At 31.9% G+C, this 16,995-nt stretch carries 9 protein-coding genes; 5 read left to right on the plus strand and 4 right to left on the minus strand.

The genetic code is table 11. From position 1 onward, the window contains the following. Positions 1-332 precede the first annotated feature (332 nt). The 4 genes from M2326_RS03325 (at position 333) to M2326_RS03340 (ending at position 9,079) form a co-directional block, all read left to right on the plus strand. Positions 333-4,268 carry a PAS domain S-box protein gene (locus tag M2326_RS03325; protein WP_264618131.1) on the plus strand — a complete coding sequence of 1,312 codons (3,936 nt, stop codon included), beginning with the start codon at positions 333-335 and terminating at the stop codon, positions 4,266-4,268. Then, positions 4,252-4,680, plus strand: coding sequence for a response regulator (locus M2326_RS03330; RefSeq protein ID WP_264618132.1), 429 nt, complete (start codon positions 4,252-4,254; stop codon positions 4,678-4,680). Before M2326_RS03325 ends, M2326_RS03330 begins: the two co-directional genes overlap by 17 nt. Before the next feature lie 33 nt (positions 4,681-4,713). After that, positions 4,714-7,443, plus strand: a complete 2,730-nt coding sequence (locus M2326_RS03335) for a response regulator (RefSeq protein ID WP_264618133.1) — start codon at positions 4,714-4,716, stop codon at positions 7,441-7,443. A 223-nt stretch (positions 7,444-7,666) separates the two neighbouring features. Then, positions 7,667-9,079: an FAD-dependent oxidoreductase gene (locus tag M2326_RS03340; RefSeq protein ID WP_264618134.1), complete on the plus strand. Its 1,413-nt coding sequence runs from the start codon at positions 7,667-7,669 to the stop codon at positions 9,077-9,079. Between the two features lie 210 nt (positions 9,080-9,289). Here M2326_RS03340 and M2326_RS03345 read toward each other — a convergent pair whose 3' ends face one another. From M2326_RS03345 to M2326_RS03360, 4 genes are read right to left on the minus strand one after another with little or no spacing between them, the layout of a single operon-like run. Further along, positions 9,290-10,690 carry an efflux transporter outer membrane subunit gene (locus M2326_RS03345; RefSeq protein ID WP_264618135.1) on the minus strand — a complete coding sequence of 467 codons (1,401 nt, stop codon included), beginning with the start codon at positions 10,688-10,690 and terminating at the stop codon, positions 9,290-9,292. Then, a complete protein-coding gene (locus M2326_RS03350; protein ID WP_264618136.1) occupies positions 10,680-13,844 on the minus strand; it encodes an efflux RND transporter permease subunit in 3,165 nt (1,054 codons plus the stop codon). Before M2326_RS03350 ends, M2326_RS03345 begins: the two co-directional genes overlap by 11 nt. Before the next feature lie 27 nt (positions 13,845-13,871). Then, positions 13,872-14,975 carry an efflux RND transporter periplasmic adaptor subunit gene (locus M2326_RS03355; RefSeq protein ID WP_264618137.1) on the minus strand — a complete coding sequence of 368 codons (1,104 nt, stop codon included), beginning with the start codon at positions 14,973-14,975 and terminating at the stop codon, positions 13,872-13,874. 14 nt (positions 14,976-14,989) lie between these two features. Continuing rightward, positions 14,990-15,511 carry a GbsR/MarR family transcriptional regulator gene (locus tag M2326_RS03360; protein ID WP_264618138.1) on the minus strand — a complete coding sequence of 174 codons (522 nt, stop codon included), beginning with the start codon at positions 15,509-15,511 and terminating at the stop codon, positions 14,990-14,992. 188 nt (positions 15,512-15,699) lie between these two features. On the opposite strand from M2326_RS03360, the gene M2326_RS03365 reads away from it, so the two are divergent. Further along, a complete protein-coding gene (locus M2326_RS03365) occupies positions 15,700-16,941 on the plus strand; it encodes an HD domain-containing protein (protein ID WP_264618139.1) in 1,242 nt (413 codons plus the stop codon). Positions 16,942-16,995 lie beyond the last annotated feature (54 nt).

The raw sequence follows: 16,995 nt of genomic DNA on the forward strand, positions 1-16,995 counted from the left end.
GCCCATTAAATCCTATTGAAGCTCATTCACTTCATAAATTGATTTCAGTTGCAGAATTATTATTTTGTTATGTAGTTTCAACGATAAAAATAAGTGAAGAGGTTACTAGAAGGAATAGCTCAATAAGTCACTATTTTCTATAAACTAATTTTCACGAACTATAATTAGGAAGTGCCATTTGAAAATTATTCTCAATTTGAAATTACAAGTTATAAGTAATTGTTTGTTACTTAATTTAAATCGGTGCAAAAAAGTAAGATTTAAATGGTGTTTTTTAGCCATAATTAATTTAAAATGTTTATTTTTAGGTAATACTTTATAGGATAAAATTTATGAAGAATATTTTACTTAACTATATAGATTTTAAAAAAATAGAATCACTACTTAAAGGATTTAAAACTAGCACTGGACTTTCAGTGGCTATTTTAGATCTTGGGGGTCTACTTTTAGCACAATGTGAATGGCAAAAATTACAGCAGAGTTTCTATAATATAAATTCTGATGCATCCCACTGGGATACCAATATAAAAATGAACTGTCCAACGACAGAAAATTTTAGTTGTTTTAAGAATTTAAATGGAATAGTGGAGATAACGATTCCTTTGTTTTTCGATAATAAACATATTGCCAATCTATTTTCTGGTTATTTCATTAGCGATAAATCATCCTTACTTTCTTGTAAAAAAGAGGCGGAAAAACAGGGTTTTGACCAACATAAGTACGATACTGCGCTACATAGTTTACCTATCTATTCGATAGAAGAAATTAAAAAAACGTTGGCATTTTTGATCGATACACTTCATTTTACTTTTGATATGACCTCTGATAATAGAAAGCAAATAGAATTGAACGAATCATTGATCAACAACACATTATTTCTGGAAAACATTATTGATAATAGCCCTGCTTTAATATATGTAGCCGATTTGGACGGCAAAATTAAGCTAGTAAACAATGAATTTGGAAATATTTTTCAATTAGATAAAAGCGATATTATAGGCAAGTATCGCAAAGATATTATGCCTCCAGCAATTGCAGAGCAACATCGCAATAATGATATTAAAGTAATTAACCAAAAAGAATCAATAGTTAACCAAGAGGAAAATATGGAAGCCGATGGGAAACACTATTACATTTCTCAAAAATTTCCTCTTTTTGATTCCAAGGGAATTATTCAAGCCGTAGGAGGTATTTCTACTGATATAACAGCTATAAAACGAACAAAAGAAGCATTGCTTAAAAGTGAAGATAAATATAAAAGTCTCTTCAATAATTCAGCAGACGGTATTATTGTTCTGAATGAACAAAGTGATATTTTAGAGCTAAATAATCAGATTTGTAATATATTAGAATACAGCCGAGAAGAGTTGTCAAAGTTGAAAGGATTTGAACTTATACATATCGAAGATGTAACCAACAAAGATCATGAAACTGTACTAACTCAATTAAAACAAGGAAAAACGATTATTTCTCACTACCGATTGCGCAAAAAAAATGGGGATTATGTACCTACCGAATTTAGTATTAAGATGATTGGCGAAGACCAATTTTTAAATATTGTTCGAGATATAACTGAACGTAAATTGGCAGAAAAAATCATTCATGATAGTGAGTTGAAATACCGTTCTTTTTTTGAAAATAGTATTGATGCCATATTATTAGGTAATCTTGAAGGACAAATATTATCGGCAAATCCTGCTGCTTGTCTTATGTATGGGTGCTCTGAGGAAGAACTCAAGAAAATTGGACGTGCTGGAGTTATCGACACTTCAGATCCTCGCTTAGAAGCTATAACAGCTAAAAGAAATAAAAAGGAAAAAGTCCGTGCAGAAATTACTTCATTACGAAAAGATGGTAGCCCATTTGAAAGTGAAATTTCAGCTTCTTATTTTCTTAATATCGACAATATTCAAATTACTAGTATGATTGTAAGAGATATTACCGAACGAAAAAAAGCGGAAAAAGACTTACTTGAAAGCGAAAGAATCCTTTCTGTTGTTTTCAACAATCATACCGACCTCCAGCTATTAATAGGTGTCCAAGATAATGATGAATTTTATGTGGATATTATTAATAAACCTTACATAGATACTATTAATAGTTTTATGATCCCGTTAAATAGTGAAGCGATTATAGGTAAATCTGTTCGCGTATTAAATACAAAACTTGGTTTAGGTGATGCCTATTTTGAACATGCTATTATTAATTATAAAAATGTTGTTACTACAAAAAAAACACTTTGTTATACGGAAATTTTGGAGATCAATGGTTTTGCCTATACTTCAGAAATCACTCTTATTCCTATAATGGATGATAGCGGAAAATGTCAATATATACTCTTTAACTCACATAATATCACTGAACAAAAAAAAGCAAAAAATGCTTTGATCGAAAGTGAAGAAAAATTCAAAAAAATCTTTTTAACAAGTCCTGATCTAGTAACAATTACTCAAATTGATGATGGTATGTATATTGATGTTAGTGAAAATTTTATCCAAATATCGGGATATACACGCGAAGAAATTATAGGAAAAACATCCAATGAATTAAATATTTGGTCGGATCCAAAAGATAGAATTCGTATGATTTCGAAACTAAAAGAATTTGGTAAAGTTGAAAATATGGAAGCACAATTTACCTTTAAAGGAGGTCAAGGTATCAATGGACTTTTGTCTGCTTCAATATTAATAATCAATAATAAAGAACATATTCTAACCATAACTAGGGACATAACAGAACTTATAGTAACAGAGCAAGCATTGAAGGAAACAGTCGCTAACTTGAGATCAATGATTGAAAATAGAGAGGATTCTATTTACTCAATTGATCGTGACTTTAACTATATTATTTTCAATAGAGCATTTGAAAATAACATTAATAATGAATATAATATTGTATTAAAAAAAGGGATGAGTGCTATTGAAAACCTCACCCAACAACAAGCTGATTTTTGGGTACCAAAACTTAATTCAGTATTTGAAGGACAGAGTGATACATTTGAATTTACGTTTACAATAGATGAAAAAATTCATTATTTTCAAACCACGCTAAACCCAATTTTTGAAGATCAAAAAATTACTGGAGCATCTGGAATTAGTATTGATATCACCAAACGTAAATTAATCGAAGAAGCACTTAAAATATCAGAAGAAAAATTTGAGAAAACATTTAGATTAAGCCCTTATTTAGTTTCGCTTTCAACCAGTGAAGGAGAAATAATTGAAGTGAATAATCGTGTGGTATCTACTCTTGGGTATACAAGGGAAGAGTTTTTGGGAATTAATACAACCAGAGTTCCCCTTTGGGTAAACCTTGATGATAGAAAAAACTTTGCCGATCTATTGCAAAAAAATGGGGCTGTACATGATATTGAAATACAGCTGAGGAAAAAATCAGGAGAAATCAGTGATTTTTTACTATCAGCTTGTATTATTGAGGTCAATGGAAAGGAACTCTTTCTTAACATTGTTCATGATATAACGGAACGTAAAATTGCCGAGAAAGAAATTATAAAGCTAAATAATGAATTGGAAGAAAAAGTGACGCTACGTACTGCCCAGCTTGAAGCAATGAATAAAGAATTGGAAACGTTCACTTATTCAGTTTCTCATGATTTAAAGGCACCTTTACGTGGTATAGACGGCTACAGTAAGTTATTATCCGATATCTATAAACTAGAGTTAAATCCCGAAGCACAATCTTTCATTCAAAAAATACGCAGTTCAACCTTGCAAATGAATCAAATTATTGATGACCTTTTGGATTATTCTAGACTTGAAAGAAGTAAATTGAACATTGGAAAAATAAAAATAAAAGAACTGATTGAAACGGTACTTTCTAGCTATATCGAAGAATCTGAAGCTGGTTATTTTAAAATAAACTCAAAGAATACTGATATCGAAATCAATGCTGATCCTAAAGGATTTGTAATTGCATTTCGAAATCTTATTGAAAATGCTATTAAATTTAAAAAAGAAAAAACTATTCCTACAATCTTAATCAATATTGTTGAGAAAGAATTATCTTGGATCATCAGTGTGAATGATAACGGAATTGGTTTTGATATGAAATACCATCATAAGATTTTTGATATATTTCAACGCTTACAGCGAGTTGAGGATTTTCCTGGAACGGGTATAGGATTAGCTCTTGTGAGCAAAGCGATGCAAAGAATGAATGGAAAAGCATGGGCCGAAAGTACACCCAATGTTGGTTCTACTTTTTATTTAGAAATACCGAAAAAAATTAAATATGACTACAAAAAATAGCGAAAAACCCATCTTATTAGTTGAGGATAATCCTATCGATATTGATCTAACTTTGCGTGCTTTTGCTGTAAAAAATATATCAAATAAGATTCAGGTAGCACGAGATGGTGAAGAAGCTTTAGAATATTTTGAACGATGGGAAAATGGGGAAACAACACCTATTGTAATTTTACTTGATTTGAATATGCCAAAAGTGAATGGGCTAGAAGTACTTGAACAACTAAAATCACATCCCAAATTTAAGACTATTCCAGTTGTAATTTTAACCACTTCTGCTGAATCGTCAGATTTGAAAACGGCCTATGAACTAGGCGTAAACTCCTATATTGTAAAACCTGTAAGTTTTGAAAAATTCCTAGATGTTGTAGGTCATATTGACTTATATTGGAGACTAACCAATAAGACAGTATAAAATACCTTTACCATAATTTAAACCAAAAGTTGCATGAAAATTTTACTCCTTGAAGATAATTCATTAGATGCCGATTTAACAATTATAAGTCTCTCTCGACTTTTACCAAATAGTACCATTGAGCATGCTTCAACATTATTGAAAGCTAGGAGTTTATTGTCCGTAAATAATTCCTTTGATATTGCGTTGCTAGACGTTAATTTACCAGATGGAAATGGTCTTGAAATACTCATAGAAATTAGAAAGCAAGATCTTAGTTTCCCAGTGATAATGTTAACAGGTGCAGGTGATGAAGAAACTGCTGTTACTGCACTAAAATCTGGTGCGGAAGATTATATTATAAAACGAGGTGACTATATAGCAAACTTACCAGAATATATACATCAAGCAATAATTAATTTTAAAGAAAATACATTTACAAAATCAGAAGTCATAGAAGTACTTTACATCGAGCATCATGCTGCTGATATTGATTTTACAATTCGTCATTGTGCACAGTATGCTCCTTATATTCATATAGACGCAATTGCATCTGCAAAAGAAGCTTTACTTATATTAAAAAATGAAAGGTACAAAAAATACAAGCTAATCTTGATGGATTATAGATTGTCTGGTATGGATGCTCTAGAACTTATAAAAACGATACGACAAACTATAAAACTTAAAATTCCAATCATTTTAGTTACGGGTCAAGGGAATGAAGAATTGGCTGTCCAAGCGCTAAAACTTGGTGCAAATGATTATCTAACAAAGACTGAAAATTACTTGATAAAATTACCCTCAGTAATAGTAAATTGTTATCAACTTTACGAATTAAAAAAAAGACAATTAGCCCAAGTAGAAAGCGAATCAAAATACCGTCTTTTAGCTGATAATTCAGGGGATATTATTTTCACTCTGGATATGGACCTTAATTATACTTACATAAGCCCAGCAGTTAAAACTATGACAGGTTATGAACCTGAGGAGGCTATTAAACATAAACTTAATGATGTTTTGACACCTATGTCCTTTCAGAAAATGATAAAATTAATTGAAAATCTCCAATCTGAAAGTACAACTGTCTCAAGTAAAGATTGTATTGTCAATGCAGTAGAATTAGAAATGTATTTAAAAGATGGAAGCACTATTTGGACAGAGATAAAAGTATCATTGATCTTAGATAAAAATAAAAATCCAGTGGGTATTTTAGGAGTAACAAGAGATATATCTACTCGTAAAGCTATTTCAGATAAATTACTTCAACTTTCTCATGCTGTAGAACAAAGTCCTACACTTATGGAATTAACAGATAACCAGGGTAATATAGAATATGTTAATCCAAAGTTTACCGAAACAACTGGGTATACACTAGAAGAGGTAGTTGGTAAAAACCCTAGTTTTTTAAAATCTGGTTTTACTACAGATAGTGAATATGAAATTTTATGGAAAACGATATCTGCTGGTAAAGAATGGCAAGGTGAATTTCTTAATAAAAGAAAAGATGGCTCTTTATATTGGGTAGAAGCTTTAATCTCCTCAATAAAAAATTTAGATGGGGATATCACACATTATTTAGCAGTAAAATCTGATATTACTGAAAAGAAGAAAATTGTTGATGAACTCCTAAAAGCTAAAGAGAAAGCAGAAGAAAGTGATCGATTAAAATCGGCATTTTTGGCCAATATAAGTCATGAAATTCGAACTCCAATGAATGGAATTTTAGGATTTTCTGCACTATTGAGTGACCCCGGATTGGGTAAAGAAGAGCAGCAAGAATATATAAAACTTATTCAAATAAGTGGAGCACGTATGTTAAACCTAATTTCTGAAATTATCGATATTTCTAAGATTGAATCAGGAATGATGGAAGTTAGTATTCAAGAAGTAAATGTTACTGAAAAGGTGAATTTTGTATTCGAACTTTTGAAATTAGATGCTGCACAAAAATCTATTAAAATAGTAAACAAAAGCAATCAATCTTTTAATCTTTTTTTAAATACAGATCCAGAAAAGCTATATGCTATTTTAACCAATTTAGTAAAAAATGCTATTAAATATACAGATAACGGTTCAGTAGAGTTTGGCTATACTATTAAAGAGTCTACAGTAGAGTTCTTTGTAAAAGATAGTGGAATTGGAATACCTTTAGATAAACAAGCTGCTATATTTGAACGTTTTATACAAGTAGATATTGCAAATATAGAAGCACGTCATGGTGCCGGTTTAGGCCTTGCAATTACTAAGTCCTTTGTTCAATTATTAGATGGCAAAATATGGTTGGAAAGTCAAATAGGAATCGGAACTACTTTTTATTTCTCTTTACCCTACAATATGCAGGGAAAAAAAACAAAATTAGAAGAAAATTCAATTATAAAAAAAGAGCAAGATATTGTTACTCCACTCAATTCAAAATTAAAAATATTGATTGTAGATGACGATGCCATTTCACGAAAATTGATTTCAAAATCAGTAAATGATTTTGGAAAAGAAATTATTCAAGCTAAAAATGGTCTTGAGGCTGTTACTAAATTTAAAGAAAATACTGGAATTGATTTAATATTAATGGACGTTCAAATGCCAGAAATGAATGGTTATGAAGCTATTAAAGAAATACGGAAATTTGATCGCGAAATCATTATTATAACACAATCTGCGTTTGGACTTACTGGTGATAGAGAAAAAGCAATTTTAGCAGGATCAAATGATTATATTACCAAACCAATTAATAAAAGTGAGTTAACTCTTTTAATTAATAATTATTTTTTTTCAACAAAAGTATAAAGTAATTTATTTAATTTAAAAAAAATTACTCATAATTATTAGGAAAAATAAAAATCATACTCAGATATTTTAGAAAATCTTATATAGATACTCGAGAATAAAGTAGTAATTACAGACAAAGTAAAATTTGTTCGTGCAGTATGATACAAACTAAGAATGAGAATCCAGAAGCATTTGGTATGAATAAAATTTTTACTTTTCACCAAAAAAAGATCATAAAATTATGAATAAAGATATTAAAATGTATGGGGCCGAATGGTGTCCCGATTGTAGAAGAACTAAAGAATTTTTCACTAAAAACAATATTGAATTTAAATATATAAATATTGACATCACTCCAGAAGCTTCACAACTAGTCGAAGGTTATAATAAAGGCAAAAGGATTATACCAACTGTATTAATTGATGATGTAGCATATAGTAATCCTCAAAATTTTGAGTTAGCACAACAATTAGGAATTAATAAATTAGGGCGCATCAAATTATTTGGTGCCGATTGGTGCCCAGATTGTAGAAGAGCGAAACGTTTTTTACAAGACAATCAAATTAATTTTGAATTTATAGACGTAGAAAAAATAGAAGGAGCAAGTGAATATGTGATGAAAGTTAACAAAGGTAAAAGAATTATACCTACTATTTTGTTTAACGACAAAGCCTATTCAAATCCTGATAATGCTACACTTACCAACTTGTTGGGTATAGATCAAGTAACAGATTCTCGAATATATGATGTACTTATTGTAGGTGGTGGTGCAGCAGGACTTACAACCTCAATCTATGCACAGAGAGATCGATTTGATAGCATTATACTCGAAAAGAAAAATATTGGAGGCAATGCATTTATAACAAAAAAAATAGAAAACTACCCCGGATTTAAAGAAGTTTCCGGTCCAGATTTAATGGATCGAATGGCAGATCAAGCCGAAACACTAGGAGCTAAAATTGAAACTGGGGAAGAAATAGTAAATATCGAAAAGAAAGAAAACTTTTTTAAAATCGCTACCAAAATGCAAGAATACCGAGCCAAATCAATTGTATTAAGTACAGGTAGTACGTATCGAACTCTTGGTATTGAAGGGGAGCAAGAATTGATTGGCTCTGGAATACATTTTTGTGCTACATGTGATGGTGCTTTTTATCGAGATAAAGAAGTTATCGTTATTGGTGGTGGAAATAGTGCACTTGAAGAAGGAATGTTTTTAGCCGGTTTTTGTAAAAAAATAAATATTATTCATCGAGGTGAAAAATTTTCAGCAAATGAAATTTATACTGAAAAATTAGCTTCGTTTTCAAATATTAAAATATTTTTGAATAAAACTCCAAAAGCATTTATTGCTAATCAATCAGGGAATTTTGAAAAATTAGTTTATACTGATAATGAAACGAAGAATGAAGCTGAAATTAAAGCCGATGGGGTATTTGTATTTATTGGGTTAATCCCAAATACAAAACCTTTTGAAGGTCTAATTAACCTATCTCAAAGTGGACACATTTTGACAAAAGGGTTAAATGAAACGAATATTTCTGGAATATTTGCAGCTGGTGATTGTAGATTTGGTGCTATTGCACAAGTTGCAGCCGCGACTGGAGAAGGAGTGGTAGCTAGTTATGGGGTAAGAGATTATTTAAAAAAGTAAAAAGAAGATTTAAAGAATATGATTTTACTGCCAATACTAAATTTAGTAACGCTAGGGAAAGTTCTAACTATGACAATATAATTTATAGCAAGAGGTAAGTACTATTAAATAATAAATGTCCTTTTCTTAAAGAACAAAAGCCACTAGGAACAACCCTAGTGGCTTTTTATCATAATTAACCAATCATAATTTCATAAAGAAACTATTCCTTTATTGCCATCCACCACCTAAGGCTCTGTACAATTGAATTATCGATTTATATTGTTGATATTTATTATCTGCAAGATTCAATTGTGCATTTAATGCATCATTTTTTGCAGTCAATACCTCAAGGTAATTTGCTAATCCGTAGATTAATAATTCCTCAGAATAACTTGAAGCTTTTGTCAAAGCAGCTACTTGTTTCTCACGAACACTAATTTTATACGTCTCATTTTTATATTGTGCTAAAGCATCAGATACTTCTTTCCCTGCTGTTAACAACGATTGTTCAAATTGCAAATAGGCCTTTTCTTGATTGGATTTTGCAATTTCATATTTCGTTTTTATTTGTCTTTGGTTAAAAATCGGTTGTGTTAACCCAGTAATAATAGAAGCAAAGATAGAATTGGCAGAAAATAATTTTTTAATATCAATACTTTGTAATCCAGAGTTAGCTGTTACAGTCAAAGCAGGATAAAAACTACTTTTAGCAACATTCGTCATTTCGAAATTAGTAATCAAATTGTATTCGGCAGCAATTACATCAGGTCTATTGCGCAATAATCCAGAAGCAATACCAACATTAATATCAGTTTGTAACGGATAAGCATCAAAATTTGAACGTTCAATTTTATTTGCTCCTTTCCCCATTAAGATACTAAGCGTATTTTCTAAGAGAATACTATTATTTTTGAGATCTGCAATGATTAACTCTGTAGCATATTTCTGAGCTTCTGTTTGTTTTACACCTACTTCGGTTACGTTTCCTGCTTTTTTCAAAGCATAAATAGTTTCAATACTTTGAGTCCTATTAACCAATGTATTTTCAGCAATTTTAATTTGCTCATCAACGGCTAATAATTGATAATAAGTACTAGCAATAGAAGCTATAAGCTGCGTTTTGATAGCTTGGTTAGCTGCTTGGGTTTGTAAATAAGCAGCCTGAGCTCCTCTTTTATTACTTCGAATTTTCCCCCAAATATCAGCTTCCCAGCTTAAACCACCAACCAATTGATATTGATCTGTAGTAGTCTTCTTTACAATTGCTCCAATTTGTGTATTTCTAGACAACTCTTGGTGCGTCCAATTTGTAGTTACATTTAAAGTAGGGAAATAGCCTGCTTTTCCTTGTAGCATACTAGCTTCTGCGGCAGTTAATGTTTGCATTGCAATACGCACATCAAGATTGTTTTCTAATCCTTTTTTTATGTATCCTTGAAGCAAAGGATCGGTAAACATTTTGTCCCAACTAAGATTCGCTATGGATAGCGAATCATTACTTGGTGTTTCTGTGCGGTATAAATCTTGCGTTTTTACATCCGGTCGTTGGTAATCTTTTGCAACAAAGCAGGATTGCATTAGGGTAGTAGTCACGACTAATACCCCTATCTTATATATATTATTTTTCATTTTCATTGTCTAAAGATGGAACATCCGAATTATTAGTAGTTGGCAAAGGTTTTACCGAAATCTTTTCTTGCAAAGTTTGGAAAACAATAAACAAAATTGGCACTACGAAAACCCCCAAAACAGTACCGATTAACATTCCGCCAATCGCTCCAGTTCCAATTGCATTATTTCCAACTGCACCTGCACCTTTTGCTAACATCAAAGGTAATAAACCAAGTATAAAAGCAAATGAAGTCATCAAGATTGGACGCAAACGGGCTACAGATCCTGTTATCGCAGCTTGTGTAATACTCAATCCTTTTCGTCTAGCATCGGCTGCAAATTCAACAATCAAAATGGCATTTTTGGCGAGTAACCCAATCAACATGATTAAAGTAATCTGGAGGTAAATATTGTTACTAATATTAAAGAAGAAAGCAAAAATATAAGCTCCTGCCAATCCAATTGGTAACGATATCAATACAGCAAACGGCAAGATGTAACTTTCATATTGTGCGGCAAGTAAAAAGTAAACAAATACCAAACAAAGTATAAATATATACAAGGTTTGACCACCTGCACTAATTTCTTCACGAGTCATACCAGAAAACTCATACCCATACCCAATTGGCAAACTTTGGCTGGCCACTTCTTCAACAGCTTTAATCGCATCTCCAGTACTATACCCATCTTTTGGTGCACCGGTAACTTTAACAGATGTAAATAAGTTAAAACGATCAATGGCTTGTGGACCAAAGGTTTTTTCTAGTTTTAAAAATTGCGAAATAGGAGCCATTTGTCCTTTGTTATTTCGAACCATAACTTGATTTAATGATTCAGGGTCACGTCTAAATTGTGGCTCTGATTGGTATACAACTCTAAATTGTTTTCCAAACTTATTAAAATTAGAAGCATATACACCACCATAATATCCTTGCATCGTTCCCAAAACATCAGTAACTGTAAGCCCCGATTTTTTAATAGCAGCAACATTCAAGTCAATACGGTATTGCGGATAATTTGGAGAGAAAGAAGTAGCAGCATACTTAATTTCGGGACGGCTATTTAAAGCGGCCAAAAATTTATTGTTTACATCACTTAATTCTTGTATTGTTCCCCCTTTTTGGTCTTGTAACTGAAATTCAAAACCATTTGTAAATCCAAATCCAACTAGAGTAGGACGAGCAAAAAACAATACTTTGGCATTTTTAACAGCAGCAGCACGTTTGAACAACTCTCCAACAATTACAGATATCTCTTGATTGGCTTCTTTACGAACACCCCAAGTTTTCAATTTTACAATTACCATTCCGTAGTTACTTCCAGTACCACTAATTAAACTACGACCAGAAATACGAAGTATTTCCTTGATCTCAGGAATATCTTTAATTTTATTTTCGATTTCAAGTAAAACTTTCTCTGTATTTTCTAATGAGGTACCAGGAGGTAAACTTACATCAGATAAAATAGCTCCTGTATCTTCTCCAGGTACAAATGCTTTTGGTGTGATATTTAATAATAATACAAATATTCCAGCAAAGACTGCAATTCCTAAGAAAGCCAACCATTTTCTTTTCACTAGAAATTCTACTGATCGTTTGTATTTTGACGTTGTAGCATCAAACCCCACATTAAATGCAGTATAGAAACGATCCAAAAATCCTGAATTTTGTTTCTCGCCATGATTTTTTAGGAAAATTGCACACAAAGCAGGGGATAAGGTTAAGGCATTAATGGCAGATAAAACAATAGCAATTGCCAAGGTTAATCCAAATTGTTTATAGAAAACACCTGCAGAACCGCTAATAAATGAAACCGGAATAAATACTGCAGACATTACCAATGTAATTGATATAATAGCACTACTAATGTCTGCCATCGCACTATGAGCAGCTTTTCGAGGATCATGTTCACCCGCTTCCATTTTGGCATGTACGGCTTCGACAACCACAATCGCATCATCGACCACAATTCCTACGGCGAGCACCAAAGCAAATAAAGTCAATAAGTTAATAGTAAAACCAAATAAACTTAGGAAAAAGAAAGTACCTATAATCGCAACTGGTACTGAAATTGCTGGTATCAAAGTAGATCTCCAATCTTGCAAAAAGACAAAAACAACAATAAAAACCAATATAAAGGCTTCGATCAATGTATGGACTACTTTGGTTATCGATTCCTCCAAAAAGTCATTGGCATTAATTAAAGTAGTATAATTAACTCCTTTTGGGAAGTTAACTTTTGCATCATCTAATACTTTTAAGGAACCTTCAATAACCTCTTGTGCATTTGATCCTGCTGTTTGCGCAATTGCAATTGCTACCGACTGATTGCCATTGGTCAATGTATTACTAGCATAGTTTACAGCCCCCAATTCAATTTTGGCTACATCTCCAAGTTTAAGAATCTCTCCATTTTCTGTAGAGCGAACTATAATATCTTCAAACTCCTTGGTATCTTGTAAACGACCTTTGTATTTCAAAGTATATTGAAAAGACTGATCGCTATTTTCACCCAATTGTCCAGGCGCAGCTTCAATATTCTGTTCTGCCAATAAAGCGGTAATATCAGCAGGAACCAAACCATAAGCTCCCATAATATCTGGCTTCAACCAAATGCGCATTGAGTAATCTTTTTGACCAAAAATAACAGCTTCACCAACACCTGGAACCCTTTTTATTTTGGGTAAAATATTAATATTAGCATAATTTTGTAAAAAAGTCATATCATAATCAGGATTTTCACTATAAAGAGAGAAAATCAAGATGTTATCACTTTGTCTTTTTGAAGTAGTTACACCCGCTTTGGTAACCTCTTGAGGTAATAAAGGAGTAGCGCGAGATACACGATTCTGTACATTCACAGCTGCCAAATCAGGATTAGTTCCCAATTTGAAATAAATACTTATAGTAGCAGATCCATCATTATTAGAAGTTGAAGTCATATACGACATATCTTCAACACCATTAATTTGTTCTTCTAGTGGGATTACGACCGAGTTCATTACAACTTCGGCACTTGCTCCTTGATAATTAGCAGCAACAGTAACTGTTGGTGGTGCGATTTCGGGATATTGTGAAACGGGAAGAGAGACTAACCCTAATACTCCCAGTATAACGATGATAATAGAAATTACCGTTGACAATACAGGCCTGTCAATGAATTTTGAAAACATACTCTGTTATTTATTCAAATTAATTAATTACTTTTTATCTGCCTCCATGATGGTAGAATAATCGACCACTTCTGGTTTGATTTGTGTTCCTTCAGAAACGATTCCAACACCTTCGATCAAAATTTTATCACCAACGTTCAATCCTTTATCAACTACAAAAAAGCGACCACCTGGAACAGTACGTACTTCTACAGGAACAGCTTTTACTTTATTTTCTTTGTCTGTAATAAGTACAATACGTTTGTCTTGCAATTCCAATGTTGCATTTTGAGGGATCAAAATAACATTTTGTAAATCAGTTGGAATTTGAATTGTTCCACTTCCTCCAGAACGTAATAAATGATTACTATTTGCAAAACTTGCTCTTACATTAAAGGAACCTGTTTGAGTATTGGCTTGACCACTGAAAGTTTCAATTTTACCCTTTTGATCAAATAAGCTTCCGTTACTTAAAATCAAATTAACTCTTGGCATTTTGGCTATTTTGGATTGAAAGCTAGTTCCTTCAGCATTCATCATAATATCCAATTGTTGTTTTTCATTCACAGAAAAATAAGCAAAAATCGTACTTACATCAGAGACACGTGTCATTGGCTCAGCTGTTTGACTGTTTACATAACTACCTACTTTAAGTGGTAAATTACCAACAATACCATTCACAGGACTTTTGATAGTGGCATAATTAATTTTGGCTACAATACTTTGATACGTACTTTTAGCACTTGCCAAATTTGCTTTGGCTGTTTCTAGTTGCACATCACTAATAATATTGCGATCTACCAAGGGTTTCAAACGATTCACTTCTACTTGACTAGCTGACATTTTTGCTTTGGCAGCATTCGCTTCTTGATTTGCCGTTTGTGTTTCTAGTTTAAAAAGAATTTGACCAGCTTTCACTTCTTGTCCTTCTTGAACATATATTTTTTCAATATAACCGTCAACTTTAGCACGAATGTCGACGTCGCTAGCTCCTTCTAGAGTTGCTGGGTATTCAGCCAATAGGGTAGTGTTGGATGGAGCAACAGCAACTACTTTATAAGGCATTACTGGAGGAGCTGCTTTTTCTTCGTTTTTTTTACCGCATGCTACTAGCAATACTAAACTTATAATTGTTAGTGAAATTTTCTTCATTGAGATAGATTATTTTAAAGGTTTTTATTATTATGTTCTATATGTTGGTGATTGTGATTCTTAATTTCGATTTTTTTAAATTCAGCGATCGTCTGCTGAAATGACTTTTCAATTTTCTGAATGTGTTTTTTATAAGATATAATATTTTCGAGGTTGTCTATTTCTTCAGTGCAAGAAGCTGATTTATGGCGATAATCATGCATCTTGTCAATTATATTTCTCTCAGCCTCAATTAGTTTTAGATAATTACTTAGTCGATCGCTTAAAGATGCTGATTTGAAATATTTTTTTCGATCACCACTTATTGTAAAGTAGTACACCTTTTCCATACTTAACAATAGTTTTAAATTAGTTGAAATCGAACTTTTACTAGCTGATAATTTATCAATCAACTGTTCGAATGTCAGACCAGATCTACAACCGTCAATAATTAAAACCCCCAAAATTCTAGCAGCCAAGGGAGGAATTTGATATAATGACTCAAAATGAATTCCAAATAGTTCTATGATTTCTTCTCTTTCTTTTTCGATTTCCATCTAGATTTTTTTTGCAAATTTAAGGTTAGTTCGGTAATTACCGAACTAACCGAACTTAAATTAATGTTAAACTATCGTTTAATAATTAATAATAATTTAACAAATACCAAAAACAAAGGAAAGACCAAGCAGATACGTGATTTGAAATCTAATTTTTATATATTTGTGGACCTAAAATAAAAGTTCTTGTGAGTCAAATCAACAAACTAAAAATATTCAATGACCCTATTTATGGGTTTATTTCGATTCCTAATGCATTAATTTATGATTTGATCCAGCATCCTTATTTTCAAAGGCTGCGAAGAATAACTCAAATGGGATTATCATATTTAGTATATCCTGGTGCGCATCATACTCGTTTTCATCATGCTTTGGGCTGTATGCACTTAATGCAAAAAGCAGTAGACGTATTACGATTCAAAGGTGTAGAGATCTCTCCCGAAGAAGAAAATGCTTTATATATTGCTATATTACTTCATGATATTGGTCATGGTCCATTTTCACATACTATGGAAAAAACTATAGTAGAAGACGTGCATCACGAACAAATTTCATTACTCTTCATGGAACAAATGAATATTGAGTTTGACGGAAAATTAGATTTAGCTATTCAAGTTTTCAAAGGTGACTATCATAGAAAATTCATGCTACAGTTGATTTCGAGTCAATTAGATATGGATCGTATGGATTATTTAAAAAGAGATAGTTTTTATTCTGGCGTAGCCGAAGGTAATGTCAACTCTGAACGTTTAATTCAGATGATGAATGTAGTTGACGAAGTTTTAGTAATTGAAGAAAAGGGTATTTACTCTGTTGAAAAATTCCTAATGTCCAGACGTTTAATGTACTGGCAAGCCTACCTACACAAAACAAGCTTAGCAGCTGAATTAACATTGACCAAAGTATTAAAACGAGCTAAAGAATTGACCAGTAAAGGAATTAATCTACCTTGTAGTATTCCATTACAATTCTTTATGAAAAATAAAATTGATCTAGCTTCGTTTGATGCAGAAAATCTAAATTTATTTTCGCAATTAGACGATGTTGATATCGTGAGCGCCTTGAAGTCTTGGCAATATGATGACGACTATATTCTATCTACTTTGAGTAAGATGATTATCAATCGAGACTTACCAAAAATAAAATTATCAAGTGAAAAGCCCACAATTGATGATATAGAATTACTAAAAGAACAATTCGCAAAAGAGCATAATTTGAGTTTATTGGATACAAATTATTTTATATTCAAGGGAAAAATAAAAAATCAAGCCTACAGCAAAGAAGCAGAACCTATTCATATTTTAAAAAAAGACCGTTCTGTCGAAGATGTTTTTGAGTCAGCAGATCAATTGAACTTAAAATCATTATCGAAGCTTGTAACGAAATATTATATTTGTTTCCCAAAACAACTTGAACAAATAAAGATTTAACATCAATTTTTTTATATTTTTGTCAAAATCAAAATACAATCATTTTTTTATAAC

It is taken from the genome of Flavobacterium psychraerolatum, from assembly GCF_025960985.1.
Taxonomy (GTDB): Bacteria; Bacteroidota; Bacteroidia; order Flavobacteriales; family Flavobacteriaceae; genus Flavobacterium.